This window comes from Sphingobacterium bambusae (assembly GCF_033955345.1).
Taxonomy (GTDB): domain Bacteria; phylum Bacteroidota; class Bacteroidia; order Sphingobacteriales; family Sphingobacteriaceae; genus Sphingobacterium; species Sphingobacterium bambusae.
In genome coordinates this window covers 1,307,423-1,329,997 of sequence record NZ_CP138332.1, presented here as the reverse complement: position 1 = coordinate 1,329,997, position 22,575 = coordinate 1,307,423, and the positions used below count along the sequence as shown (strand labels likewise).

The following is a 22,575-nucleotide window of genomic DNA, read 5'->3' as shown; positions in this document are numbered from 1 at the left end:
TTTTGGAAGGAGGAAGCTACTGCAATTTGAAACATGCATACTAAAATAAATCCTTGTTCCAAGCGTCAATTTTTATTTATCTGCAGGGTGATGGTCTCTAACAAACGAAAATATGAATGTTAAGCACGACTTAAGTGAAAAACTACTGACCCAGTCTTTTCCTAAGGAAGAAATGGAAGAGCTGGAGAAATACAGGCAGCTAGCGAAGGGATACGCAGCGGTGGAGCATTGTATCGCCGTGCTCAGCGACCTAAAGCGTGACAAAAGTTATGTATATCATGGCGCTTTGGCTGCATGTTTTGATTTTTCGACAGAAGCTAGCGCGCAGGAGATTGATTCGATTTGGGAAGAGGATATTTTTGCCTGTATACACCCCGATGATCTGATCAATAAACATCTGCTGGAGCTGCGGTTATTTACCTTTGTGAAAAAACTGGATGTCACAAAGCGATCGCAGTTCTATGGGAGCAATGTGATTCGCATGCAGGGCCGAACAGGAGAATACATCGCCATCAAGCATCGTATATATTACGTTAGCTGTATCGTGTCGGGCAGCTTGCGCTATGCTTTATGTTTGTACAATAGAGCAGAACAACCTTCGCTCAATGAAGTGAAAAAACATGCCATCGTGGACATGCTTGCTGGAGAGCCGGTACCAATTTTTCAAGACCAACTATCGTCTATTCTTTCTACGAGAGAATGGGAAGTGCTACGGTTGATACGAGATGGCCAGATCAGCAAGGAAATAGCGGCCCGTTTATCAATCAGTGTGAACACGGTAAGCCGACATCGGCAGAACATCTTGGAGAAGCTTAGGGTTAAAAACTCTTCCGAAGCCTGTTCCGTTGCCGATAGGCTTCATTTGTTTTGATCATATCTACTTTTTGAAGCATAATTTTTAAAGTTTTATTTTCATTGCGAATTCTTTGTTGTCTTGGCGTAACCGGAACGCGAGCTTGTTGTCAACTACTCATCTATTTCTTTTTATGGTATGTTGAACGAAGCGAGTGAGATGTTTGTTCTTTGTTTATAAATGACAATGAACATGGAAACAAAATCACAAATAGTATACACAGATTCAGGTGAAGATATCTTATTTCAGTACAACATTATTGAAAAAGATAGTAACAGCTTCGTTATTGCGGATGTTGATAAAGCAGGAGAGAAGATACCGAACATTCGCGTTTCGCGATCCGCAGAAGCAGAACATCCGAGCTTTACCTCGGATGACAATGAGCGACCAATATCGATCGCTGATGAAAATAGTGCGCTTATGAAATTTTGTAGGCTAGTATTAGCTGATGAGCTTGGCGATTAAGAATTAGAAGCGGATTCCAGTAGGCATCCGTTTTTTTGTTTCCAATGTTAACCTAAATCATCATTTTTCTATCCTGTATCAAGATATGCAGAAATAAGGTTGCCCCTCATAGGTTGCTGATTACGGCTCCTACGTCTAACGTTTTCGATACGAAAATAATTCTTTTTATAAGACTTAATTTTATTGCGAAATTCGTTGAAAATTCTTAAATTTGGGAAATGATTCCTAGTGATGTTTTATCCTCTTGTTGAGCAGCTCTTTGTTTTTTTTCTGAAATGATCAATCTTATTGAAATAAGGTGAAGTAGATTTCAAAGAATCAAGACTCAATGCCAATATCTTTGTGGTAGAAAGCACCAGTAAACAGGATTTTTCTAATAATATGCTCAGCCAAAAAAATCGTCGATCTAAAAGTCGAACCATCCACATGTTTGTCCATTTGCTAAATAAAAAATTGAAATATATGAAAGCGCTTATTTTATTGATCTTATCAGGTATTACTTTAACGGTTAATGCCCAGAAATTAAAAATCCTATCTGGGGATGTTGTTTCGCTAAGAGGCCAGACCTCTCTAATCCTTAAAATGGATTACAGTGAGATGAAATTCTACAACGAAAATATAGACGAGAAAACCTATCTCGACCGGAGACAAAAAGAAATCAGCTCAAACAAAGGGGAAGAGGAAAGTAAATTATGGTTGGAGGATTGGGAATATTACGAAAAAACTTCTTTCCCTAAGAAATTTATTGATTCTTGGAGTAAGAATTCTACCTTGGCGGTTGAAGAAGATGGCTCGGCTCCCTATACCCTCGTGGTGAAAACGGTTTGGATCTATCCAGGATGGTTCGCCGCTGTTATGAAACAACCTGCAAAAGTGAGTACCCTTCTAAAAATAGTCGAAACAGCAAATCCGTCTCAGGTAGTTTTAGAAATCGAAAGCACGAAAGCCCCTGGTGATATTAGTTTTGTAGGAGTTCCGAATAACAACGATCGTATGGCTGAAGGTTATGCAAAAACTGCTAAATCTGTGGCTAAAATGATCGGCAGAAAATTATAAGGAAATTGGTGAAACTTGTTCCCGTTATCTTTACCGCGCCTATTTACCTATCTTTGTTTTACGTAGGCCGTTTGTAAGATGAATATCAAGACATACGATCGATATCATTCGGTCTATCTGAATTCCATGAAAAGCGTTTTTGTTTGTTGCTCAGCGATTCTGTTCCTCTGTCTTTCTTGCGAAGTGTCCAAGTCGGTTCGTCATACTCCAAACCTCGACAGCTATTCGACAGATCCTCTAGAGGTTCATCGAATTGATGACTCGACTTTTTCTGCAGATAAGAGCTTTGTAACCAAAAATCAGCATCGGGTATGGGAGCTTTATCTAGACGGCGATCCGCTTCAATTGGGATACCAACATGGGGCATTGATGCAGCCGCTTATGCAACAACAGGAAGAGTTCTTTTTTACGAGAGTTGCCGATTTTGTCCCTTCACGTTCCAAACAAAAGATGTTGAGCAGTTTTTTGAAATGGTATAATCGAAAAATGTATCTCCACATACGTAACGATTACCAGGCCGAGATTTATGGACTTTCCCATTACTCTTCGGACAAATACAACAAAATTGCGCCCAGATTTTTGCGCAATATGTATCTGCATGGTGCACACGACATCGGGCACGCCCTTCAGGATATGATGATGGTGGGCTGTTCGTCGCTGGCCGTTTGGGACGAAAATTCTGAAGATGGAAGCTTGCTGATCGGCCGTAATTTTGACTTTTATGTGGGCGATGATTTTGCAGAAAACAAAGTCGTTCAATTCGTGCGCCCCACCGATGGTATACCCTATGTCTCGATCTCTTGGCCGGGGATGACTGGCGTGGTGTCGGGAATGAACTACGATGGCCTTACTGTTACGATCAATGCTGGGAAATCGAGGGTCCCGCTCGCAGCAAAAACACCTATTTCACTTTTGACAAAAGAAATTCTTCAATTTTCCTCCACTGTAGAAGAGGCCATTGCGATCGCAAAAAAACGACAGGTTTTCGTTTCCGAATCTATTATGGTCGGAAGTGCGAAGGATCGAAGGGCTGTCATCATTGAGGTTGCTCCTGATAATTTCGGGGTGTACGAGGTTTCCGATAGCGCTTATCTGATCTGCACAAATCATTTCCAATCGCAGAGGTATCAGCAGGAATCTCGAAACCTCAGCCAGATTGCGGAGGGGGCTTCGGTATATCGCCATGAAAAGCTAAAACAACTGCTGCAGCAGGAGGAAAAGTTGAATCCCCGAAAAATGGCCGATATTCTTCGTAACAAAGAAGGGCTAAATGGCAAATCTATAGGATATGGAAATGAAAAAGCGCTGAACCAGTTACTGGCGCACCATTCGGTGATTTTCTCACCCGAACAAAAAAAGATATGGGTTTCTTCAAGTCCTTATCAATTGGGCGAAATGCTGTGTTATGACCTCAACGACATTTTTGGTAAGCAGCCAGCGCCGGGCAAGTTGTCGAAATCCGAGTTCAATATACCTCGCGATCCTTTTGCCGATGCTGAAGATTTTTCTAATTATGAAAAATTTAAGAAAGTTACCCTGAAGATCGACTCTGCCATTCGGAACAAAACAACGCTCGACGATCCTTTGCTCCAAAATTTCATCAAACTGAATCCTGATTTTTGGCTGAGTTACTTCAAGATAGGACAATATTTTTATTCCACAAAGAACTATCCAGAAGCTGGAGCCTACTTCCAGCAAGCGGCTCAAAGGGAGGTAACGACTGTTTCCGATCGGAATAATATCGAAAGCTATCTTCGAAAAACAAGACGAAAAAATCAACGGTTGGAAAAGCCAGAGATCGGGGTTTATACTGATTCAGGTTAATTAAAAGAATCCAGAAACCTACACCAAAAAGAACAGCGGTAAACGAAGCTAAGATATATCTTCCGATCACGGACTGGAAAAAAATGGTGCTCCCCGTATCGAAATCAAACCGTGTATTCTTTCTGGCTAGGTTTATCGGGTAAAAGTCAGAAAGTAACATGCTGCATACCAAATTTGTTATATTCTTTCTATTTTTGCCTAAATCAACTAGAGATAGAGGAAGATATGCCTGTCAAGATACCTAATAATTTACCGGCCGTAGAGCTTTTAAAGAAAGAGAATATTTTCGTAATGACCGATCTGCGTGCAAACGCACAGGATATTCGGGCGATGCGCATCCTTATTCTCAACCTGATGCCGTTAAAAATTTCGACAGAAACCGATTTTGTTCGTTTGCTATCCAACACGCCTTTGCAGGTCGAGGTGGAGTTTTTGCGTTTGGATACCCATACACCAAAAAATACGCCCGAGGAGCATTTGGAATTGTTCTACAAGGGCTTCAGTGAAATCCGAGATAATTATTACGATGGTATGATCATTACGGGTGCACCGGTGGAGATGATGAAGTTTGAAGAAGTCACGTATTGGGATGAAATCACACAAATTTTTGATTGGGCCAAAACGCATGTTACCTCGACGTTGTACATCTGTTGGGCTTCGCAAGCTGCCCTATATCATTTCTATGGTGTAGAAAAAATGCCACTAAACAACAAGCTCTTTGGTGTATTTAAGCATCATGCAACGGAAAAGAAAAACCCGCTGTTCCGAGGTTTCGACGATGAATTTCATATCCCCCATAGTAGACATACAACAATTTTAAAGGAGGATTTATTGCGTAAAGAAGAGATTAGCATTCTTTCCGAATCGGATGAGGCAGGTATTGCAATTTTATCTTCACGCGGTGGTAGGGAATTTTATTTGACAGGACATTCTGAATATGCTCCATTAACCTTACATGATGAGTATGTGAGGGATGTTGAAAAAGGCCTTACCTTGGAAGTTCCACACAACTACTACGCACAGGATAATCCAAAAAATGCCCCAGTAGTGCGGTGGACCGGCCACGCGAATTTGCTCTTTAATAATTGGCTTAACTATTTTGTTTACCAAGAGACACCATTTGATTTAAATGAGGTTCCCCTTTTGGGTGAGATAAAAAACAACGGATAAACAAGTAGTTACCATCTAGCATAAAAATTTTGAAACAGCCGTTGATCCGTTATTTCACTGTCCTATTTATTGTCATGCAGGCTATGCTTAGCCATGCGGCTAACTTGTCATTGTCTGCAGATACTATTCCGTTTGAACGGACAGCTTACAACAACCTTTTAGTCAGTGCGGTACTCAATCGCGTCGATACAGTTAAACTCATGTTTCATACGGCGTCGAAAGATGTGACGTTGACGCAGACATCGCTGCCTAAATTGAAAAGTATCCGCTTTGATGAAGAAGTTGATGGAGTGACGAGTTGGGGTGCTGCGTCAAATGCATCGCGCATGAGTGCGCACAATCATGTGCAGTTGCAAGGCATATCTTGGCCGGATCTGCCCATCTGGGATGATGTGAATACGGGGCAAGGAGCCGATGGAAAGTTGGGTTTTGGACTGCTCGAAGGAAAAGTCCTGCAATTGGATTTTGATCAAAACCTGATGATGCTGACTGACGAATTGCCTTTGGATCTTTCCTCTTATCAACAATTGCCGCTGACCTTCGAGAAGGGTAATATGTTCGTTACCATCCATTGTAGTATTGGTGGTAAACGCTTAGAAAACCGATTTTTGATACATTCCGGTTATAGCGGCGCCTTGCTGTTTGATGATGAATTTGTGGTTAAACATGATCTCGATAGCCTTTTGCCGGCCGTAGGGGAAAAGATATTACATGACGCTTTTGGTAACGCTATCGTCAGCAAAAAGGTTGTGGTACCGCGTGCTGAAATTGGATCGCATGAATTGATTGATGTTGCGGCCGGATTCTTTAAGGGAGCCAGCGGACTACAACGGATCAGTATTTTGGGAGCAGACGTTCTTAAACGCTTTAATGTCGTCATCGATGCCCAAAGAACATTTATCTATATTAAACCCAGTCATTTGATCGCGACAGCATTTACGGTGATTTAATAAGCAACAGCATGACGTAGCCACTATCTTTGGCTGCAGCATCCCATCAGATTCCTATTAATTAAAGTTTCTTTTCACTGGTCAACCATGCTTTGGGATGACTGATGAAAATATTTCACTTTTATTTTTCCAAAGCTGTAACAATTGATTTTTTCCATCGACATATAGCTTCGATTGTGAATTATAAAAATTGAATGTTTACCTTATGATGAGACATATTGTCTTTTTGCTACTAAGCCTGCTAGGTTTTTCGCTTCAAGCGCAAACCAAGCTATCGGGAAAAGTAACCGATGTGAATGATAACCAAAAGTTGACCAATGCCACATTGATGTTGATCACCGCTAAGGATTCCATCCTCGTTGATTTTACCTATACGGATGAGGCCGGTGCCTTCTCCATGAATCAACCGGATACTGGAACCTATTTGTTAATAGCTAGTTATCCAAAATATGGCGACTTCTACACCGAGATCCTGCCTAAGACATCGTATCAAAATTTAGCTATTGGCTTAACCAGTACCGCACAACTCCTCGAAGAGGTGGTGGTTACAGGCCGTATTCCGATTAAAATTAATGGCGACACGACAGAATATGATGCGGGAAGTTTTACCGTGGAAAAGAATGCTAAGGTAGAAGATTTACTGAAAGTATTGCCCGGTATCACAGTTGATGCTGCGGGAAACATTACCGCGCAAGGAAAAACCGTGAAGCGCGTGCTGGTGGACGGAGAAGAGTTTTTCGGTGACGATCCGACCTTGGTGACCCGCAATATACGTTCGGATATGGTCGATAAAGTGCAGGTGTACGAGAAGAAATCGGAACAGGCAGAACGCACCGGTGTGGATGATGGGCAACGTGAACAGACCATCAACGTCAAGCTCAAAGAAGATGCGAAGAATGGACTGTTTGGCAAGGCCTTGCTCGGCGGTGGAACGGATAAGTTTTATATGGGCCAGTTGATGATCAATAAATTTAAAGGCAGTCAGAAAATATCGGCTTACAGCCTATTTGGCAATAATGCAACCACGAGCTTAGGACGTGAAGATGCAGAGAAATTCGGCGGTGATAGCGGCGTGACCTATGGCGATGATGGCAGCACCTGGTTTACGAATGTTCAAGATCCGTTTTCTGGACAAGGGGTAATTGGGGTGCCCAATGCGATCAATACCGGCGTGACCTATGCAGACCGCTTCAAAGAAGACAAGCATAAGGTAAACTTGAACTATAAATACGGACGAATAGCAAGCGATGGACAAGACGAGACCACAACAAGCGGTATCATCAATAACTACTCGCTAAAAAATGTAGATACCGAGAACGATCAACATCGGGTTAACTTGAAGTACGACCTTAACTTAGACTCGTTGAATAGCCTAACCATTGCAGGTAATGCCACGAGGAAAAATCTATGGACAAATAATGTGATAAATTCTAGCCAGTTTGATCAAGAGATGAACCCCACTGTTCGAAACAGTAGCGAGGAGGTTAACGAATCTGAGCTATCTTCTTTCCTAATAAATGCACTTTATACACATAAATTTATGAAGAAAGGACGCTCCCTAACTTTCAACGGACAGGTAAGCGGTGATGAGAGCATTGGGGGAGGTACCTTGAAAAGTGAAGTAAACTATGCAACCGGAGAAACGCTTCTAACGGACCAAGTAAAGAATAGGGTGCAGACATCAGAAAATCAACGCGCTTCCTTGACCTATACAGAACCTCTTTCGAAAGTATTCAACCTTTCCCTCGGCGCTGGTATAGAACGCAACAAGAACGCTTCCTTGGTAGAGTCGTTTAACAAGTCGGCATCTGGTCTTTACGATGATTTGGATATGAAGTTCAGTAATAATTATGATTTTGACCGCTTGAGCAGTAATTATAAAGTAGCATTGAACTACACCACCGAGAAGTTCCGCGCTAACTTGAGCAACAGTTTGAATAACGATAGGCTGAATCAGTACAACAACTATTCCAACGAAGCGCTCTCGCGTACCTTCTTTACATACAACCCATCACTAAATGGAAGTTACTCCTTCACGAAAAGTAAAGTGATGTGGTTCAACTACAACGGGCGTAATCAGTTGCCTTCGTTAAGCCAGATCCAACCGATCTTGGACAATAGTGATCCCTTAAATCAATATTTAGGTAATGAAAATTTGAGACCCTCGTTCAGTAATTCCTTCAATGCGGGATACAATACCTTTAAGCTGTTGACCGGAAGTTATTTCTATGTGGGTGGTAATGTATCTTTTCAAAAGAATCCGATCACGCAGAATATCACGGTGCGAGATACTATCAACGTTTACGAATGGAGCAATGTGGAAGGGAAGACAAATACCAATGCCAGCGCTTGGCTAGGTCATTATTTCAAGCTCGATAAAGATTTAGGTCTGGGTAATTCGCCGCAATTGTCAGTGGGTTTGACAGAAAACTACAACTTTGTAAACAGCGAATTGAATAAGGTCAATAGTACCAACTTTAATTTTACGTACAATATCATTCGCGACACAAAAACCGGAATCAACTTCAATGTGAATTTGAGCCCGCAATACCGCTTGATGAAGTCTAGTTTACAGACTAATGTCAACAGCAACGGCTTTGTATTTGGTTCGGATGGTAGTGTGGAATACTTTATTACGAAGACCTTTAAGGTATATACCAACTTCAACTATTTGTACGAGGCACCTACGCAGGCCTTCGACCAGAAATTCGAGCAGTTCTTGGTACATCCAGGGGTGAGCAAAAAGTTCTTGAAAAATGAGTCCCTAGTCGTCGACTTTATGATCAATGACGTCTTGAACCAAAATCGTGGATTCAGCCGTTCAGCGGTAAACTCTGTGTTCACCCAACGCCGCTACGACACCATCCGCCGTTACTATATGTTGAAGGTGTCTTGGGATTTTGCGAAAATGTTTGTTAAATAATGAATCATGATGAAAATTAAAAAATATTTGTTCTTCTTTTTCCTGTTGTTGGCGACACACAGCCTACAGGCTCAATACACAATGTTTGCCAAGTCAGGCACCATCACCTACGATAAGACCATGTACATGAAAAATATCGTGTCTAAGCAGTTTATCGACAAGGCCGATGATCGTTCTCGTGGACAATTTCAAAGTATGCTACCCAAGATACCGCAACAAGTGGTGTTGAAGAAGACCTTAAAGTTTAATGATACGGAAACGCTCTTTGAGCCACAAAAGGTAGAACTCGATCAGATGACGCAGCAGCTCATCATGATGTTTGCGTTGGATTTCGATGCGGTAACTCTATCCAATTTGAAAACCAAGGAGTATAAACGCTACAATGATTTAATGGGTGAGAAGGTTATCATTCAGGATACGGTTAAGAAAGTAAAATGGCGCATTACTGACGAGTATCGGGAAGTAGCGGGATATAGCTGTCGTCGTGCCAATGGTATTACACCCGATTCTATTTATGTCGTTGCTTATTACAGTACGGAAATGCCAGTAAGTGGTGGGCCGGAATCTATTAGTGGTTTGCCGGGTATCATCTTGGGCTTGGTGGTGCCGAGCCAGCACGTCTCTTACTTTGCGAGCAAAGTGGAGCTAAGCGACAATGTGATACTCGACAAAAAGGTTTTTGATGCGAAAAAAGCAAAGGTTATGTCGAGACAACAAATGGTGACACAATTTTCTAATACGCTGAAAGACTGGTTAAATAAGGAAACCGTAGATTACATCATGAAGCTGGGCACCTTGTAGGCCTCTTGGGCTACGTACAAAAAGATGCTCTTTTGATCGCAAAGTCTATCATTGAGATCGCATCCATAACATCAAAAATGCACAATATATCTGGATGATAGTTGTGCATTTTTTTTTTCCTTCTTAAACCCTAGAACGGTTTTTTGAATCCAATGTATAAAGTAAGAACCTATGAAGAAGAACATTTTATTACTACTCTTTCTTGTGAGTTGTGTAACGCTGTTTGCACAGAACCACAAGATTGAAACCAACATATTCGGCGACTTGGTTTACGAATCAACCGATGGTCGCTATACCGCAACAATGAAGAAGAATATTTTTGATGATCTTATCTTCACGGACAATAGGAACAACGCCATTACCTACGAAAAAAAATACCTCGCCAAAGAATGGGCAGGTATTCTTGGCAACAAGCAAAAACAAACAGATCTTTTGCTCGATCTTATTCGTCAAAATCGACGTAGTGAAGGTTACGTAGCCAAATATAGCATAGACATTTTCGACAAGCTGATTATCGAAGACAATAGGGGGTACAAATTAGAGCAGGGTAAGGATATTTTCGGTAATGAACAGTTCGCTGAGCAACGAGGAGGTATGAAATCAAGTTTTAAAAAGGGCCTTAATGGCACATTGGAGTACAGTGAAGGTACAAACCGAGCTTCCGTTAGAAAGTATGGACTCGATAAATGGCGTTATGAAGATAGCTTCGAAAATGAAATAGATTTCAGTGAGGCAACATGGCAGCGGTTGATGCAGCGTTACGGTACAGATGAGGATATTTTCTTCGTATTGATCGATCAGTTTTTCTATCGCTGATTCTGCAACTTTTAGGAGTAGGCTGTATAAAACAAAGAGACCTGCAGGGCTGCAGGCTCTTTGACTAAACTAAACATTGAAACAAAATACCCAGCTCTATGGGTATGTCGTCACAACTTTACTTACTTTCCAACCATCGTCGGTTCGGTTTAGCGTAATGTAATCTACGCGGGTAAAGTTGCTGAACTGCATCGTGGCTTTTGCTACACAAGCATGCCCCGTTTCGTCCAAAATATCGTAGGTGGTTTTACAGTCATACTTGATGCCTTTGTTGGCTTTCAGGTGGTTGCTGTATTCCTTTTTGTTGAATTTATCATTGTTTGCCGTGTTTCGGTATTCGAAATCATCGGCGAAAAGAAATTTATTTAGATCAGTAGATCCCAATGTCGTAGCCTCTAGGTAGGTGCTAATAATATGAACCGATTTATGGTCTTTTAACGGATTTGTGGGACCGCTAGTAGCGAAGCTTTGTAAGCTGCCGAATAACATGGCAGCGGTCATCAGGGTGGCGATTGTACTTTTCATGGCAGTGGGTTTTGTTTGCGTTTTTTTAATTGTTTTTTAATATTTATCTATTATCAAATATCTTCCAATCTGCGCTCGCTTTTGCCTCGTCCTGATTTGATAGATCAAAACTACAGCTAACGAGCGAATCTGGAAATATCGTTTAGACCAATGCACTACTTTTCTCGGTAAACACATCGAATTTGTCGGTGAACGTTTTTATTGAAAATCGATATGTTTTATTTTTCATTATGAATTTAATTACCTATTGTTTTTTTTCTAAACCAAAGGTATGTTTTTAACTATGTACTTATTTTTAAGTATTTGTTATGTAATAACTTAGGTTTTATTTCTTTGCTTGGGTTGCTGTTTTGTGCATCAAGATAGGGCTGGTTTTCGGCATATGTAGCCGATCTGCTGAAGCTATTGAATCGTTTGGGGAAACGATAATGGGATCTCCTGAAGCTAAAGCGCAGGAGAACTCTTTTTGAGAAATTTTAAGTCTACTTAGACTAAGCGAGTTTGATCGTCTCGCGTCTTCCAGAAGAGCAAGATTTGTAGATAGCCTCGATGATTTGCAGGTCTTGGACGCCAGTTAAACCATCAATGGGAAGAATAGGGGTTTTATTGTCAAAAATAATAGCTGCCATCTCGTCCATTTGTGTAGTTTGATGGATGGTATGCGGTTTTCCTAAATCACCTTGATGCGTTCTCCCTTTTATGGGGCCATAACCGGTGGAAGGCCACATCTCCGCAAAGCCTTTCTCGCCACTCAAGAAAAAACGATCCAAATGACTGATATTATACGATGACAGGCAGGACGCTACGGCGCCACTGGGGAAGCCCAGTTCGAACTGTATGGTTTCATCTACACCTTCCTTAAACTTCACGGGATCCGTTTTTGTCTCTTGTGCTGCTACCCATATCGGATCTTCACCCAACATGTAACGAGCGCCATTGATGGCGTATATGCCAATGTCCATCAACGAGCCTCCACCAGCTAATTCCTTATTCAGACGCCATTGCGCAGGATCGCCAGCAACGAAACCACATTGACCCTGAAAGAATTTCAATCGACCGAAAGCGCCCGCTTGGCGAAGCTTGACAACCTCCAACGTATTTGGTTCAAAACGCATTCTATAGCCCACAAGCAGCTTTACGCCTGCTTTTGCGCAAGCATCGACCATCTCTTGTCCCTCCTTTGCGGAGATTGCCAACGGCTTTTCGCAGATCACATGTTTTCCTGCTTGGGCAGCCCGTATCACATGGTTGTGATGTAGCGCATTCGGCGTGATGACATAAATGGCATCGATGTTTGGATTGTCCTTTATAGCATCGAAGTTTTCATAATTATGTCGGCTGGATTCGGGAACTTTGTATTTTTCACCCCATTTCTCCAATTTCGCCGGCGTACCGCTTATCAGACCGGCTATACTGGCGCGCTTGCAATGTTGCATCGCCTCTGCTACACGCTCCGCGTATCCGCCGAGTCCCATCAGTGCCACCCGTAGAACCTTCTGTGATCCTGAAGTGTCCTGCGCGATGATATTATGAGCCGCGGGTGACACCCAACTGGATAGTAATGGAATAGCTGCTGTTGAAAATGTAAGCCTCTGGATAAATTGTCGACGAGATTTGTTCATAATGGCGTGTTTTAAAAGTAAACAATACTAAAGCCAATTGGTTTTTCTAGCCTTAAGAAAGGTAATAAACGACAATAAAGGATTACTAGCTGATGATAAGCAATCGGTTATGAGCCATAAGCAATCGGTTATGGGCCATAAGCAATCGGTTATGAGCCACAAGCAATCGGTTATGAGCCACAAGCAATCGGTTATGAGCCATAAGCAATCGGTTATGGGCTATAAGCAATCAGTTATGAGCCATAAGCAATCGGTTATGGGCTATAAGCAATCAGTTATGAGCCATAAGCAATCGGTTACGAGCCATAAGCAATCGGTTACGAGCCATAAGCGATCAGTTATGAGCCATAAGCAATCGGTTATGAGTCATAAGCAATCGGTTACGAGCCATAAGCAATCGGTTATGAGCCATAAGCAATCGGTTATGGGCCATAAGCAATCGGTTATGAGCCACAAGCAATCGGTTATGAGCCATAAGCAATCGGTTATGGGCTATAAGCAATCAGTTATGAGCCATAAGCAATCGGTTATGGGCTATAAGCAATCAGTTATGAGCCATAAGCAATCGGTTACGAGCCATAAGCGATCAGTTATGAGCCATAAGCAATCGGTTACGAGTCATAAGCAATCGGTTATGAGTCATAAGCAATCGGTTACGAGCCATAAGCAATCGGTTATGAGCCATAAGCAATCAGTTATGGGCCGTAAGCAATCGGTTACTGATCGTAAGGTATTCTTTACCAATGGCAGTACTGAGCGTGATGGCAATGAATAGGCTAATTAGCGTTAAATCAAAAAGACCCATAAATGTGGGTCTTTTTGATTTCTTTATTTAAAGCGTACTTGGGTTTTTATCGCGAATCGGATCATTATGTTGTCTTGTTGATTCACTCGTAGGCTCTGGAGTTGGTGGAATGTAATCCATGCCATTGCCATCTTTGTCCACGTTTTCATTTTTCTTTTTGTCTTTTTCCAACTTATCTTTATCCGTCAGATTTTCTTTGCGATCTTCTACTTTTTTTTCTTGATTATACATGGTGTAATTTTTTATGTCCAACATGTGCATAACATTTATGCGTTTCTATGAGTTGAACGGTCTTTAGAGGGATATCGTTTTAGAAAATGGAAAAAAGAAGAGTAGCTAATTTTTAATAAGGCCTAAAAAAACGGAACCCCTCACAACCGGGCGGCGTGAAGGGTTACCAAACCAATTATTAACCTATGCTGTTTTTAGCAATATGTGTGCCAAAAAAACTAATTCGTTTTGTTTTTTATGCGGAAACCTGCGTTTCTTTATGGGATTTTATGCTTTATGCTGCGTATTTTCAAGTGGTTCCAGTACTTGGAGATAAAATTAAAACCATGCAATCGTCGTTGTTAGCAGAACCATCTGTTGTGCTTTAGCTCGAACTTAGCCATACACTGTATCGAAAAGTAGACTCGAACGTCCATGTATTCACATTAGATACGATAGCGTAGGCTTATACAGTTCCATACAGCGCGACCAAAATTGACGTCTACCTCAAAGCCATCGATGTGCCAACTCCCGAAGTCGTCTTTTCTTAAAGTTCTGGGAATCCCATCGAGCAGGATCTGAATTTCCTTGCTGTCTTTGGTGATCGCTTCTTTGCGTAAACGAACGATAAAATCGGTGTTCTGCAGGTGTATACGAAACCGTAGCCCTTTATACGGATCGTTTACCAGTGTTTGGAATTCCATAATCTCTTGTGTCGAAGTTGTGTATTATTTGCTATCCTGCTCGCTTGGTGTCTTGGTTTGGTATTTTGTTAAACACCGTACATTTCACTTGCCTTGTCCAACGTTATATTAACCATTGAATCGTTTATTTCGTTTTGTCAAATCGAAATCTTCGTGGTGTTTTTATCTTATGGGCTAATGCTGATACCATCTACAGTCAGTTCTTTACAGAGGAACGAGAACGCAACACTTCCTGGCTTTCCGTTGTAGCCATAGGAGGATATCTGATCGGAATATCCACTGAGTAAGGCATTCGAAAATTGAATGCGTTTTACCTGAGATTGATTGTAGGCATCGGTCACGATGATGGTTCCTGATAACGCACCTTTATGTTTGGCAAGGATTTCCATAGCATCAGTACTAATACTGTTTGCATCCGCGCTGAGGTAGATGTCCCTAGGCAGTTGCGGAGCCTTGTTTGTTGTTTGATCAACGACCGAACTCTTACTACTGTCCGCTAAGGTATACACATCTTGTCGGGAAAAGCTTATGGATGAAGAGTTTAATAAGGTCTTCGCTGTCTTTCCGCCTGCGCTAATACTAAGTTCGATTTTGAATCGCTGCTCATCAGCCTGTGCAAAGCTCGGCAAGTGAATAGATAGTAAAGAAGTCAGTATAAACAGGGACGTCAATAGTTGATATATAGGCTTTTTCATGACCATCTTGGTTTCGTTTTTTACGAAATAGGAGACAAAATACATGCCAAGCATCTTGCGAAATAGCTAAAACGAAAAAGAAAAAACACGGTTCTACTATAGCAGGTTACAGTGTTTTATAACTGCGGCCTCTACCAATAACAGCGTGCACGCTTAGACGAGCGTGTCGCACGACTGTTAACCATTTTTTTAACATCGAAAGGAAAAGGAAAGCGGGTATGGAGCTTATCAAGCGATTGGACAAGTATAATTTACATTATGGATTTTTGGAAGATTCGAAAGATTTCAGTTTTGAGGTGCATCCCGAGCGGATTATTATCCGTAATGATGCGTTGCGCACGAAAGATAGAAAGCTTTACGCCGATTATTTGGCGCAAAAATTTCCGGATCGTCTAGAAGAAGCGTTATCGTCGTATGATTCCACAGCGGCGAACTTGTTTAAACTTACGAAGACTGAAGCCAAAGCGATCTTTAAAAAGAATGGCGTTAACCTGTTGCGTAGCGATATATCGATGTTGGAGCAGGATGCTATATTTACTGCGCAGGTTGTGCCGCAAGAGGTCTTGCCCTCAGAAGAGGAGGATACCAATATGAAGCTTATTCACAATAAAATTTTCCCTGAAAAAGTGTTCGATAGACCTTACATCTGGATCGATGCAAGTTGCTTATCCAATGTTAATCTGTCGACATAGACTTGGTATAATGGTGTCATCACGACTGTGCATACGTTTATTAACTTCCAAAAAAGCAGGGTAGATCGCTTGAATGTACAGGTTTTTTGATTAGTTTTCAACTTCCGGAAAAGCTAAGATTTGAGTAATCTCTTCCTGTTCTTTTTCGCCAAGTGGTAAGGTTTGTTGAATAACGTTTAGAACAGCATTTCTTTGATCGCTCTGTAAGAGAAGGTCGATGAAGCCTAGATAAGCCTTGAGGTAATCGGATTTCATACTCGTGAATACCTTTGGCTCTGCCGTACACAGTGCTTTTAGCAAGCTTAATATCTTATGTTTTCTTCGTTGATCTTGTTCATTTTCGGCATATTTAGGCAATACATTTGCGTGGGTTATCCTCGCGATCATCTCATCGGTCACGTGCTCTTGAACAAACTTTTTTTGTTTCCGTTCGAGTAAATTTCTAAGCTCATTCATCAGCTTCTTAAATACCATATGTTGCTGAAGACCACTGAAAAGGTTGTCTTCTGCGCTGTTGGCAATAGCTATTTGTTCGAAGCCATTGAAAAAGGCTGATTCGATGTAAACGCTGTGGTGGAAGTGAATGGCATTGTTGTTAAAACTCGTCAATTCCTTGGCCACTTCCATTTTTTTATTGTTTAAGAAATAATAGTAGTAGCGGTCGCCGATGTTTTCCTTCCAACGGATAAAATCGATGCGGAAGTGATAGGTGTTGTCATCTTCGTCTGCGATAGTCCAATTTATGATTTCGTTTTCCCTGATCAGTTGCTTATAGGCGAGGGGGGCTCCGTTGATGCTGATTTGAAAATCCTGTTCCCTGTTTAAGAACAAAAACCAACCAAACTCTTGTGCAAGAAAATCTGCAAATTCAGACGCCATCAGCTGCTGTTCACTTAGTCCAAAAATTCCTTCTAGCTTTACCGTGGTGCCCGTTTGTGCTTGTGAGGAATCGATCAAAAATGAATCTTCATAGCTTTCCTTTTGATGCCTATCGATAATGATTTCGTATTCAGAAATCTGTTGATCAATATTTCGATAACGCGTTGTCCAAGTGGCACGAGTAGCGAAAAGAGAAAAAGAAAACCTCCCTTTTCCTTTTCTACCTCGGATGTAGGAGCTGCGTTTCAAGGAGCTACGCTTCATGGAGTCCAAAAAGTTTCCAAAGGATTGCTGCAATGTTTCGTGGTTTATGCCCTCGCCATCGTCTGCAAAGCTAATGCTGTGCAGATACCCCAAGGCGTTACTTTCATAGCGAATATCGACACTGCTCGCTTTGGCGTCAAAACCATTCCATATGTATTCGGCAATGGCATATTTGTAGTCTTTTGGTAATCCAGCAGATTCAATGCTTGCGTTCGTAATGTTGGTGTTGTTTTTCATGACGGCCTCCGGTGTAGCTACGAAGTTACAGAAATACTTTCGTATGCAGCCTGTTCGCTAAAAAAGGCAGAAGAAATCCTGTAAAGCGTTTACATGCTATTGTTTTTTTGCAGGGACCACGCTAGACCGGTTATGTTGCTAACAAGTGCTGCATAGCTCCATCCAATCTTTTTGGCGGCTATTGCTGTCAAAAAGATTGGTTGTGATGGTGTGGGCGTGATGGTTCCGTCATCTTTAGTTTCATCTGGCAATAACCCTGCGATCGGCCTTCAAGGCTAACTATTCTATTTTCCTTAGGGATTCATCATAGAGACCGACTAGCAAGCTGTTTCCTCCCTCATCCACCATCAACGCACCATATATCGCCTTTTCATATTTTTCCGCTTGGCCCTCTTGAAAAAAGTAGGATTCGGCACCCAAATCTATTGTCCAGTTGTTGGGCGAGGTGTAGGATAGCAACTGTTCATCCTGCGCTAAGGGTTCTTTGCTTGACTGAAAGCGAACACGCTGCGTCGTGTGATCGGGTAAAACCCGGAGCACACAGTATCCTCTTCGGCCAACACTATCGGGACGAATGCCATCAGCAATAGCGTAACGCAGCTGCATGTAGTCGCCTTGCATTAAGGAGCGTGGGTCAACAGGTGCGAGACGGAGCAGGACAAGTTGTCCTTCTGTTAGTATCTTCTCCTTCTTGAAAATGCTGTGGTTGAAATAAACCAACAAAAGTATCAAGTTCAGGATAACAATCATTCCACTGTATTTTTTAATGTTGTTCATGACGTTTAGCAATAAATAGATATAAAATGACAAAGAAAATACCCGATGCAAATAGCGAGATAGATTTCGTTAACAACGTAAACTGTAGGTCATAGTAGCATTGGCCGATGAAATAAAGCAAAGAAACGCCAGCAATCACCAGGCCTGTTTTGTAGTTGGTTAGAAAACCAAGTAAGAGTAGCAACAAAGCCCCACTAATACCGGGCGTTACGACAGTGGGGGCCAAGGTAAGCAAGGTGAGCGCGTAAGCCAGCGACTTGGTCGACCATTTTGTTACGGCGAACACGTTCAGGATCTTATGGGTAACATATAGTATAAGGATGATACATGTTGTGGAGGTCACCAACAAAAAATACGGATGGACTTGCGGCAAGAATGCACCACGCAAAAACATAAGTCCAGATACAAAGGCAAAAATAAGCGCTGTTTTCACCGGGTTGTATCCTCTAGCTATAAAGTTGGATAGGCAGATGAGTTTAGCTTCCTTAAGATGTACATAAGCTATCAAGATGCCGAGCAAGGCGACGTAGATAGGTACTAGTGAAGGTTGGTCGCTACTCATCAGGTAGGCAATGATACTACCATGTACAATCAATGTGGATACGAAAGTCAGCAAGTAGCTTTTCGCTAAAACAAGACATAATAGGGCGATGGCGATAAAGCAAATCATTATTTTTTTCTCGGAAACCTCTAGTTCTGCCAAGCCCACACCGACCAAGATAAATCCGATAATAACGGAAGAAATACTAATGGTATCGAGCAAGATACTGTCATGTTTTTGAGATATGATTGCCCCTGCGCCAATAGCTAGAACACCAATACAGGTTAGGGCAATGCCCGATTTATAAAAGCCCGTGATGAGCAAAAATCCAAAGAACGCAATAGCCGTCAACAAACCGCCCAAAATAGATAATACTTTGATTGGTAATGTTTGTTTGGGTGCTTCAGTCATGTAGGCTTGTTCAATCGCTGACTCTTGAAAATTCACCGCACCGGTTTCCTTGGATTGGAAATAGGCGAGTGTGTCGCTAAGCTTATTCTTGTAGTCCATGAGTTTTTGGTTTTTGAAGTTTAAGTAACTGGTGTACAACAAAGGTTACACTTGCCAAAACAAAGCCGCATACTAAGATGGCTCCAGCTGCTTCGTCTTCCATGATTTCGATTATGCTAGCGGAAAATATGATGATTATACTGAATGCCAGGCTGGCTAGGTAAAAGCCATTTCGTTGTTTTAGCGCATATCGAATACCGAGGTAATACGCTAGCGCAACAACAGCGGTGCACAGCGCGAGGTTCCAGTCAAGTTGTTCGAAAATCCCCGTCACCATGGCTATCGTTGCGAAGCTTATGGCAGCAAGTGCGACAATATTGGAGAAGTAAGTAGGGACATGGATCTTCTTCGCTGAAATAGAAAGGAGAATGCCGAGCAGTAGAGCAGCACCGTTGAGCAGGCCAAGTCCCATGTTGAACAACACGGGTGACCAGTCTGATGCCACCTGCTGATGGTATAATATCAAGGTGCAGTTGATCAACGCTAAGAAGAAAAGCCATAACGGTGCAAAATTCGTGATCAACACCCATATGCTAATGAAGATCGTCCAAGCTAAAAAGAAATCATATGCATTTGCTCCTGTCTGATAAACCTGTCCGAATACGGCAAATAAAACCCCGACCAACAAAGAGCAGCCGCAGAGGATGATTTGCTTGGTTTGTTGACTGAATTTGGGGTAAAGCGCCACTCCTGTCAGCATAATTAGCAAGCCTTCGATAAGACCTATTTTTATGAATTTGTGGAGTTCTTCCCAATTGTAGGCAAAAAAGAATACGATGCCCATCACGCTAAATCCTAGACCGAAAGTCAAAAAGAAGAAGCGCAAGAAGGTATGCCATGCGTCGGCTTTAGGGTAAACCTGCTCATGCAGAGCCTGATCCACCGCATTTTCCGAGAGATCGCTGTAGCGAGCGATCAGGTGGATATCATCCCGTTGAATACTTTTCATGTCGTAATTTGTTTATACTACTGGTGGCCAAGAATGGCTAGCCTAAGTTAATATTTCTGTACGAATAGCCCCATAACGCTTTTAAGACGGTGCTAGCGTATTTAAAACCCCGCAGGCTTGCAAGGCAAGTCACTGCGGGGAGGGCAACCGCTACGTTACAGCTCTTTATCCTCGAACATCTTTGCGTCGCGGGTATTCTTTTGAACGGCAATGGCTGAAAAGATACTTAGGCAGAATGACATGGCGTAGAAGCCTTTTTCACTTAGCGCAAGATCTGCATTCCACAGTCCTACAGTCAGTAAAACCAAGGCAGCGATTGTTGCAAACCAACTTAGGCCATAGTAGAGGTCGGTAACAGCCAATCCTTCGGCACGGTCTCGAACACTCTTCTGTACCGAGATGACGGCGAAGAGGCCGAATAATAAAATGGTAAAGTAATAACCTTTTTCGTTGAGCTCCATCGTGGCATTCCATAATCCTATGCAATAGCCTACTGTTCCGGTGAGCAAGGCAAACCATGATGCTCCTACAAAGGCTGCTGTCGGTTTGAACGGGTTTCTAACTCTCTCGTCATGTTTTACGATCGGTGCGTTTTCTTCTGTTTTGTGTTGTAGCGGTTCCATATTTATTTGTTTTAATGATTAATATGAAAGCAAATGTCGGGTAGAAAAGGAACCTGTGAAAGTCATTAAATTTAAAATACTGACGATATAATTTTATTATTTATTGTAATTTTATCTGTAAATATTCACTTATGGATACGCTTTCGGCCTTAGTTGGTTTGTTAAATGATACAGATAAAAAGCTTTTTAAGCAATTTCTAGAGCGCAAAAACAAACGTAATGATGTAAAGAATATTGCTTTACTGGATTTGATTATTACTGACGATATGGATGCGGTATCTAAGCTGCATCAATCTTCAAAAAACAGAGATGCCTACCATGCCCTCCGTAAAAGATTACAAGACAGTCTACTGCTTTTCCTATCGCAGAAAACCTTTGAAAGCAGTCATTCCGATACCTATGAAGTACTTCGCCTTGTTGTGGTCGGACGTTTTCTGCTTGAAAATGATCTAGCCAAGATTGCCTTTAAATGCCTAGATAAAGCCGAACGATTGGCGCAACAGCTTGAACAGTTCAACCTGTTGAATGAGCTGCTGCTTCTGAAACTTCAATATGCACATCTGCCAGAGGCGGAACAGCTCGATACGTTGAGCGCTCGTTTCTTGCAAAACCAAGCAGCTATGCAGCGGGAGGCGAAGCTCAATTTGGCTTATGCCTTTTTGAGGAAAGAATTGCAGGCGATACAGTTAGAAGGAAAGATTGTTCGATTAGGCAGCCTGATCATCACAACAATTCGCAAGTATAAGATTGACGCCAAAGAACTAATGACCTATAAGTCGATCTACCAGATTCTTTTTATCGCCAACGAATATGCGGCGATACAACAAAATTATGCGTTGATCGAGCGCTACATTCAACGTACGAACCAATTTATGCGGGATCAGCCGGCGAAGAAGTCTGCCCATCTGTTTTATCAGATTTCCATTGTTTATTTTTTGGCGAATTTTCAATTAAGACGGAAAAAATTTGATCAAAGTCTCCACTACCTCCAAGACATGATGGCTTTGATGACGACAGATAGTCGTTACTACGGTGTTTTCTTTTTGCGTCATCAACTGTTGTTGTCGCTTAATCTTTATTTTATGGGACAGGCGATCGATGCAATAGAACTGCTGAAGGAAACGCTTGCTGGAGCAAAGTCTGCTGCAAAAGCGGAAGATATTGCCGATTTGCGGCTGTCCTTAGCGATGTTTATGGCGCAATGCAATGATCGATCAAGCTTACGGCAACTCGCGATGCTGACACGTACAGACGCTTGGTATGAGAAGAAACTGGGGATGCTGTGGATCATCCGTAAGAACTTGATGGAAATTTTGGTGCATGCCCAGTTTGAAAATATGGAGCTAGCCATGTCGCGGATCAACAGCTTTCGGAGAAGGTATAAAAAATATCTGCGCACAATCGCGGAGGATAGGGTGTTACATTATCTAGGGTTGGTGGAGCGTTATCTGCTGGATCCCGGTATAGCTCTTGAGTCCTCTTTTCAACATGCTGTTGCTCAAATGCTAAACAGTCCAGAGAATACCGATATTTTCAACTTAAGCTTTATCGCTTGGTTGATGGCAAGATGGCGTAAAAAATCGGCATACCTCATTAGTTTAGAACTGATGCAGCATGAGGGGGCGGCAATATAGCTGTGAAAAGCTACGCCTATATTTAGGCGTAGCCTGTTGGAATATCGTAT

Annotated in this window: 22 protein-coding genes; 12 read left to right on the top strand and 10 right to left on the bottom strand. The window is 42.0% G+C overall.

The window, feature by feature from the left end; all coding sequences use genetic code 11:
- Positions 1-112: 112 nt before the first annotated feature.
- From SCB77_RS05650 to SCB77_RS05610, 9 genes are all read left to right on the top strand, one after another.
- The gene (locus SCB77_RS05650; protein ID WP_320185461.1) at positions 113-871 is read left to right on the top strand and encodes a LuxR C-terminal-related transcriptional regulator; all 759 of its coding nucleotides are present in this window, start codon (positions 113-115) and stop codon (positions 869-871) included.
- A gap of 174 nt (positions 872-1,045) precedes the next feature.
- On the top strand, positions 1,046-1,318 hold the full coding sequence (locus SCB77_RS05645; protein WP_320185460.1) for a hypothetical protein: 273 nt from the start codon (positions 1,046-1,048) through the stop codon (positions 1,316-1,318).
- A 462-nt stretch (positions 1,319-1,780) separates the two neighbouring features.
- Complete coding sequence (locus SCB77_RS05640) at positions 1,781-2,374, top strand: hypothetical protein (RefSeq protein WP_320185459.1); 594 nt, start codon at positions 1,781-1,783, stop codon at positions 2,372-2,374.
- Between the two features lie 78 nt (positions 2,375-2,452).
- Positions 2,453-4,198, top strand: a complete 1,746-nt coding sequence (locus tag SCB77_RS05635) for a C45 family peptidase (RefSeq protein WP_320185458.1) — start codon at positions 2,453-2,455, stop codon at positions 4,196-4,198.
- A gap of 225 nt (positions 4,199-4,423) precedes the next feature.
- A complete protein-coding gene (gene metA, locus SCB77_RS05630) occupies positions 4,424-5,368 on the top strand; it encodes a homoserine O-acetyltransferase MetA (protein WP_320185457.1) in 945 nt (314 codons plus the stop codon).
- A gap of 29 nt (positions 5,369-5,397) precedes the next feature.
- Positions 5,398-6,318 carry a hypothetical protein gene (locus SCB77_RS05625; RefSeq protein WP_320185456.1) on the top strand — a complete coding sequence of 307 codons (921 nt, stop codon included), beginning with the start codon at positions 5,398-5,400 and terminating at the stop codon, positions 6,316-6,318.
- A gap of 205 nt (positions 6,319-6,523) precedes the next feature.
- Entirely contained in the window at positions 6,524-9,241 is a 2,718-nt protein-coding gene (locus SCB77_RS05620; RefSeq protein ID WP_320185455.1) for an outer membrane beta-barrel protein, read from the top strand.
- Between the two features lie 6 nt (positions 9,242-9,247).
- Entirely contained in the window at positions 9,248-10,042 is a 795-nt protein-coding gene (locus SCB77_RS05615; protein WP_320185454.1) for a GLPGLI family protein, read from the top strand.
- A gap of 171 nt (positions 10,043-10,213) precedes the next feature.
- The gene (locus tag SCB77_RS05610) at positions 10,214-10,858 is read left to right on the top strand and encodes a hypothetical protein (protein ID WP_320185453.1); all 645 of its coding nucleotides are present in this window, start codon (positions 10,214-10,216) and stop codon (positions 10,856-10,858) included.
- Between the two features lie 96 nt (positions 10,859-10,954).
- Here the strand turns inward: SCB77_RS05610 and SCB77_RS05605 are convergent, their stop codons facing one another.
- Together SCB77_RS05605 and SCB77_RS05600 are read right to left on the bottom strand one after the other, a co-directional pair.
- On the bottom strand, positions 10,955-11,383 hold the full coding sequence (locus SCB77_RS05605) for a nuclear transport factor 2 family protein (RefSeq protein WP_320185452.1): 429 nt from the start codon (positions 11,381-11,383) through the stop codon (positions 10,955-10,957).
- 491 nt (positions 11,384-11,874) lie between these two features.
- Entirely contained in the window at positions 11,875-13,005 is a 1,131-nt protein-coding gene (locus tag SCB77_RS05600) for a Gfo/Idh/MocA family protein (RefSeq protein ID WP_320185451.1), read from the bottom strand.
- Positions 13,006-13,114: 109 nt separating this feature from the next.
- Here SCB77_RS05600 and SCB77_RS05595 point away from each other — a divergent pair, with 109 nt between their 5' ends.
- The gene (locus tag SCB77_RS05595; RefSeq protein ID WP_320185450.1) at positions 13,115-13,780 is read left to right on the top strand and encodes a hypothetical protein; all 666 of its coding nucleotides are present in this window, start codon (positions 13,115-13,117) and stop codon (positions 13,778-13,780) included.
- Positions 13,781-13,837: 57 nt separating this feature from the next.
- Here SCB77_RS05595 and SCB77_RS05590 read toward each other — a convergent pair whose 3' ends face one another.
- From SCB77_RS05590 to SCB77_RS05580, 3 genes are all read right to left on the bottom strand, one after another.
- Positions 13,838-14,041 carry a hypothetical protein gene (locus tag SCB77_RS05590; protein WP_320185449.1) on the bottom strand — a complete coding sequence of 68 codons (204 nt, stop codon included), beginning with the start codon at positions 14,039-14,041 and terminating at the stop codon, positions 13,838-13,840.
- Between the two features lie 425 nt (positions 14,042-14,466).
- Positions 14,467-14,724 carry a hypothetical protein gene (locus tag SCB77_RS05585; RefSeq protein WP_320185448.1) on the bottom strand — a complete coding sequence of 86 codons (258 nt, stop codon included), beginning with the start codon at positions 14,722-14,724 and terminating at the stop codon, positions 14,467-14,469.
- A 167-nt stretch (positions 14,725-14,891) separates the two neighbouring features.
- The gene (locus SCB77_RS05580) at positions 14,892-15,419 is read right to left on the bottom strand and encodes a hypothetical protein (RefSeq protein ID WP_320185447.1); all 528 of its coding nucleotides are present in this window, start codon (positions 15,417-15,419) and stop codon (positions 14,892-14,894) included.
- Positions 15,420-15,637: 218 nt separating this feature from the next.
- On the opposite strand from SCB77_RS05580, the gene SCB77_RS05575 reads away from it, so the two are divergent.
- Positions 15,638-16,111 (top strand): hypothetical protein, encoded by a 474-nt coding sequence (locus SCB77_RS05575; protein ID WP_320185446.1) that lies wholly within the window; start codon positions 15,638-15,640, stop codon positions 16,109-16,111.
- A gap of 90 nt (positions 16,112-16,201) precedes the next feature.
- On the opposite strand, the gene SCB77_RS05570 is transcribed toward SCB77_RS05575, so the two are convergent.
- The 5 genes from SCB77_RS05570 to yiaA form a co-directional block, all read right to left on the bottom strand.
- Entirely contained in the window at positions 16,202-17,491 is a 1,290-nt protein-coding gene (locus SCB77_RS05570) for an ATP-binding protein (RefSeq protein ID WP_320185445.1), read from the bottom strand.
- Positions 17,492-17,770: 279 nt separating this feature from the next.
- Positions 17,771-18,268, bottom strand: coding sequence for a GDYXXLXY domain-containing protein (locus SCB77_RS05565; protein ID WP_320185444.1), 498 nt, complete (start codon positions 18,266-18,268; stop codon positions 17,771-17,773).
- Positions 18,255-19,319, bottom strand: a complete 1,065-nt coding sequence (locus SCB77_RS05560; RefSeq protein ID WP_320185443.1) for a DUF4401 domain-containing protein — start codon at positions 19,317-19,319, stop codon at positions 18,255-18,257. Before SCB77_RS05560 ends, SCB77_RS05565 begins: the two co-directional genes overlap by 14 nt.
- Positions 19,303-20,268 carry a DUF2157 domain-containing protein gene (locus tag SCB77_RS05555; protein WP_320185442.1) on the bottom strand — a complete coding sequence of 322 codons (966 nt, stop codon included), beginning with the start codon at positions 20,266-20,268 and terminating at the stop codon, positions 19,303-19,305. Before SCB77_RS05555 ends, SCB77_RS05560 begins: the two co-directional genes overlap by 17 nt.
- A 155-nt stretch (positions 20,269-20,423) precedes the next feature.
- Positions 20,424-20,891 (bottom strand): inner membrane protein YiaA, encoded by a 468-nt coding sequence (gene yiaA, locus SCB77_RS05550; RefSeq protein ID WP_320185441.1) that lies wholly within the window; start codon positions 20,889-20,891, stop codon positions 20,424-20,426.
- A gap of 131 nt (positions 20,892-21,022) precedes the next feature.
- Between yiaA and SCB77_RS05545 the strand changes: the two genes are divergently transcribed.
- The gene (locus SCB77_RS05545) at positions 21,023-22,525 is read left to right on the top strand and encodes a hypothetical protein (protein WP_320185440.1); all 1,503 of its coding nucleotides are present in this window, start codon (positions 21,023-21,025) and stop codon (positions 22,523-22,525) included.
- Positions 22,526-22,575: the final 50 nt, after the last annotated feature.

Excerpts from the sequence above, each read along its gene's own strand:
- SCB77_RS05650 (WP_320185461.1), top strand. The coding sequence starts at position 113 with ATGAATGTTAAGCACGACTTAAGTGAAAAACTACTGACCCAGTCTTTT.
- SCB77_RS05645 (WP_320185460.1), top strand. The coding sequence starts at position 1,046 with ATGGAAACAAAATCACAAATAGTATACACAGATTCAGGTGAAGATATC.
- SCB77_RS05640 (WP_320185459.1), top strand. The coding sequence starts at position 1,781 with ATGAAAGCGCTTATTTTATTGATCTTATCAGGTATTACTTTAACGGTT.
- SCB77_RS05635 (WP_320185458.1), top strand. The coding sequence starts at position 2,453 with ATGAATATCAAGACATACGATCGATATCATTCGGTCTATCTGAATTCC.
- metA (WP_320185457.1), top strand. The coding sequence starts at position 4,424 with ATGCCTGTCAAGATACCTAATAATTTACCGGCCGTAGAGCTTTTAAAG.
- SCB77_RS05620 (WP_320185455.1), top strand. The coding sequence starts at position 6,524 with ATGATGAGACATATTGTCTTTTTGCTACTAAGCCTGCTAGGTTTTTCG.
- SCB77_RS05615 (WP_320185454.1), top strand. The coding sequence starts at position 9,248 with ATGATGAAAATTAAAAAATATTTGTTCTTCTTTTTCCTGTTGTTGGCG.
- SCB77_RS05610 (WP_320185453.1), top strand. The coding sequence starts at position 10,214 with ATGAAGAAGAACATTTTATTACTACTCTTTCTTGTGAGTTGTGTAACG.
- SCB77_RS05605 (WP_320185452.1), bottom strand. The coding sequence starts at position 11,383 with ATGAAAAGTACAATCGCCACCCTGATGACCGCTGCCATGTTATTCGGC.
- SCB77_RS05600 (WP_320185451.1), bottom strand. The coding sequence starts at position 13,005 with ATGAACAAATCTCGTCGACAATTTATCCAGAGGCTTACATTTTCAACA.
- SCB77_RS05595 (WP_320185450.1), top strand. The coding sequence starts at position 13,115 with ATGAGCCATAAGCAATCGGTTATGGGCCATAAGCAATCGGTTATGAGC.
- SCB77_RS05590 (WP_320185449.1), bottom strand. The coding sequence starts at position 14,041 with ATGTATAATCAAGAAAAAAAAGTAGAAGATCGCAAAGAAAATCTGACG.
- SCB77_RS05585 (WP_320185448.1), bottom strand. The coding sequence starts at position 14,724 with ATGGAATTCCAAACACTGGTAAACGATCCGTATAAAGGGCTACGGTTT.
- SCB77_RS05580 (WP_320185447.1), bottom strand. The coding sequence starts at position 15,419 with ATGAAAAAGCCTATATATCAACTATTGACGTCCCTGTTTATACTGACT.
- SCB77_RS05575 (WP_320185446.1), top strand. The coding sequence starts at position 15,638 with ATGGAGCTTATCAAGCGATTGGACAAGTATAATTTACATTATGGATTT.
- SCB77_RS05570 (WP_320185445.1), bottom strand. The coding sequence starts at position 17,491 with ATGAAAAACAACACCAACATTACGAACGCAAGCATTGAATCTGCTGGA.
- SCB77_RS05565 (WP_320185444.1), bottom strand. The coding sequence starts at position 18,268 with ATGAACAACATTAAAAAATACAGTGGAATGATTGTTATCCTGAACTTG.
- SCB77_RS05560 (WP_320185443.1), bottom strand. The coding sequence starts at position 19,319 with ATGGACTACAAGAATAAGCTTAGCGACACACTCGCCTATTTCCAATCC.
- SCB77_RS05555 (WP_320185442.1), bottom strand. The coding sequence starts at position 20,268 with ATGAAAAGTATTCAACGGGATGATATCCACCTGATCGCTCGCTACAGC.
- yiaA (WP_320185441.1), bottom strand. The coding sequence starts at position 20,891 with ATGGAACCGCTACAACACAAAACAGAAGAAAACGCACCGATCGTAAAA.
- SCB77_RS05545 (WP_320185440.1), top strand. The coding sequence starts at position 21,023 with ATGGATACGCTTTCGGCCTTAGTTGGTTTGTTAAATGATACAGATAAA.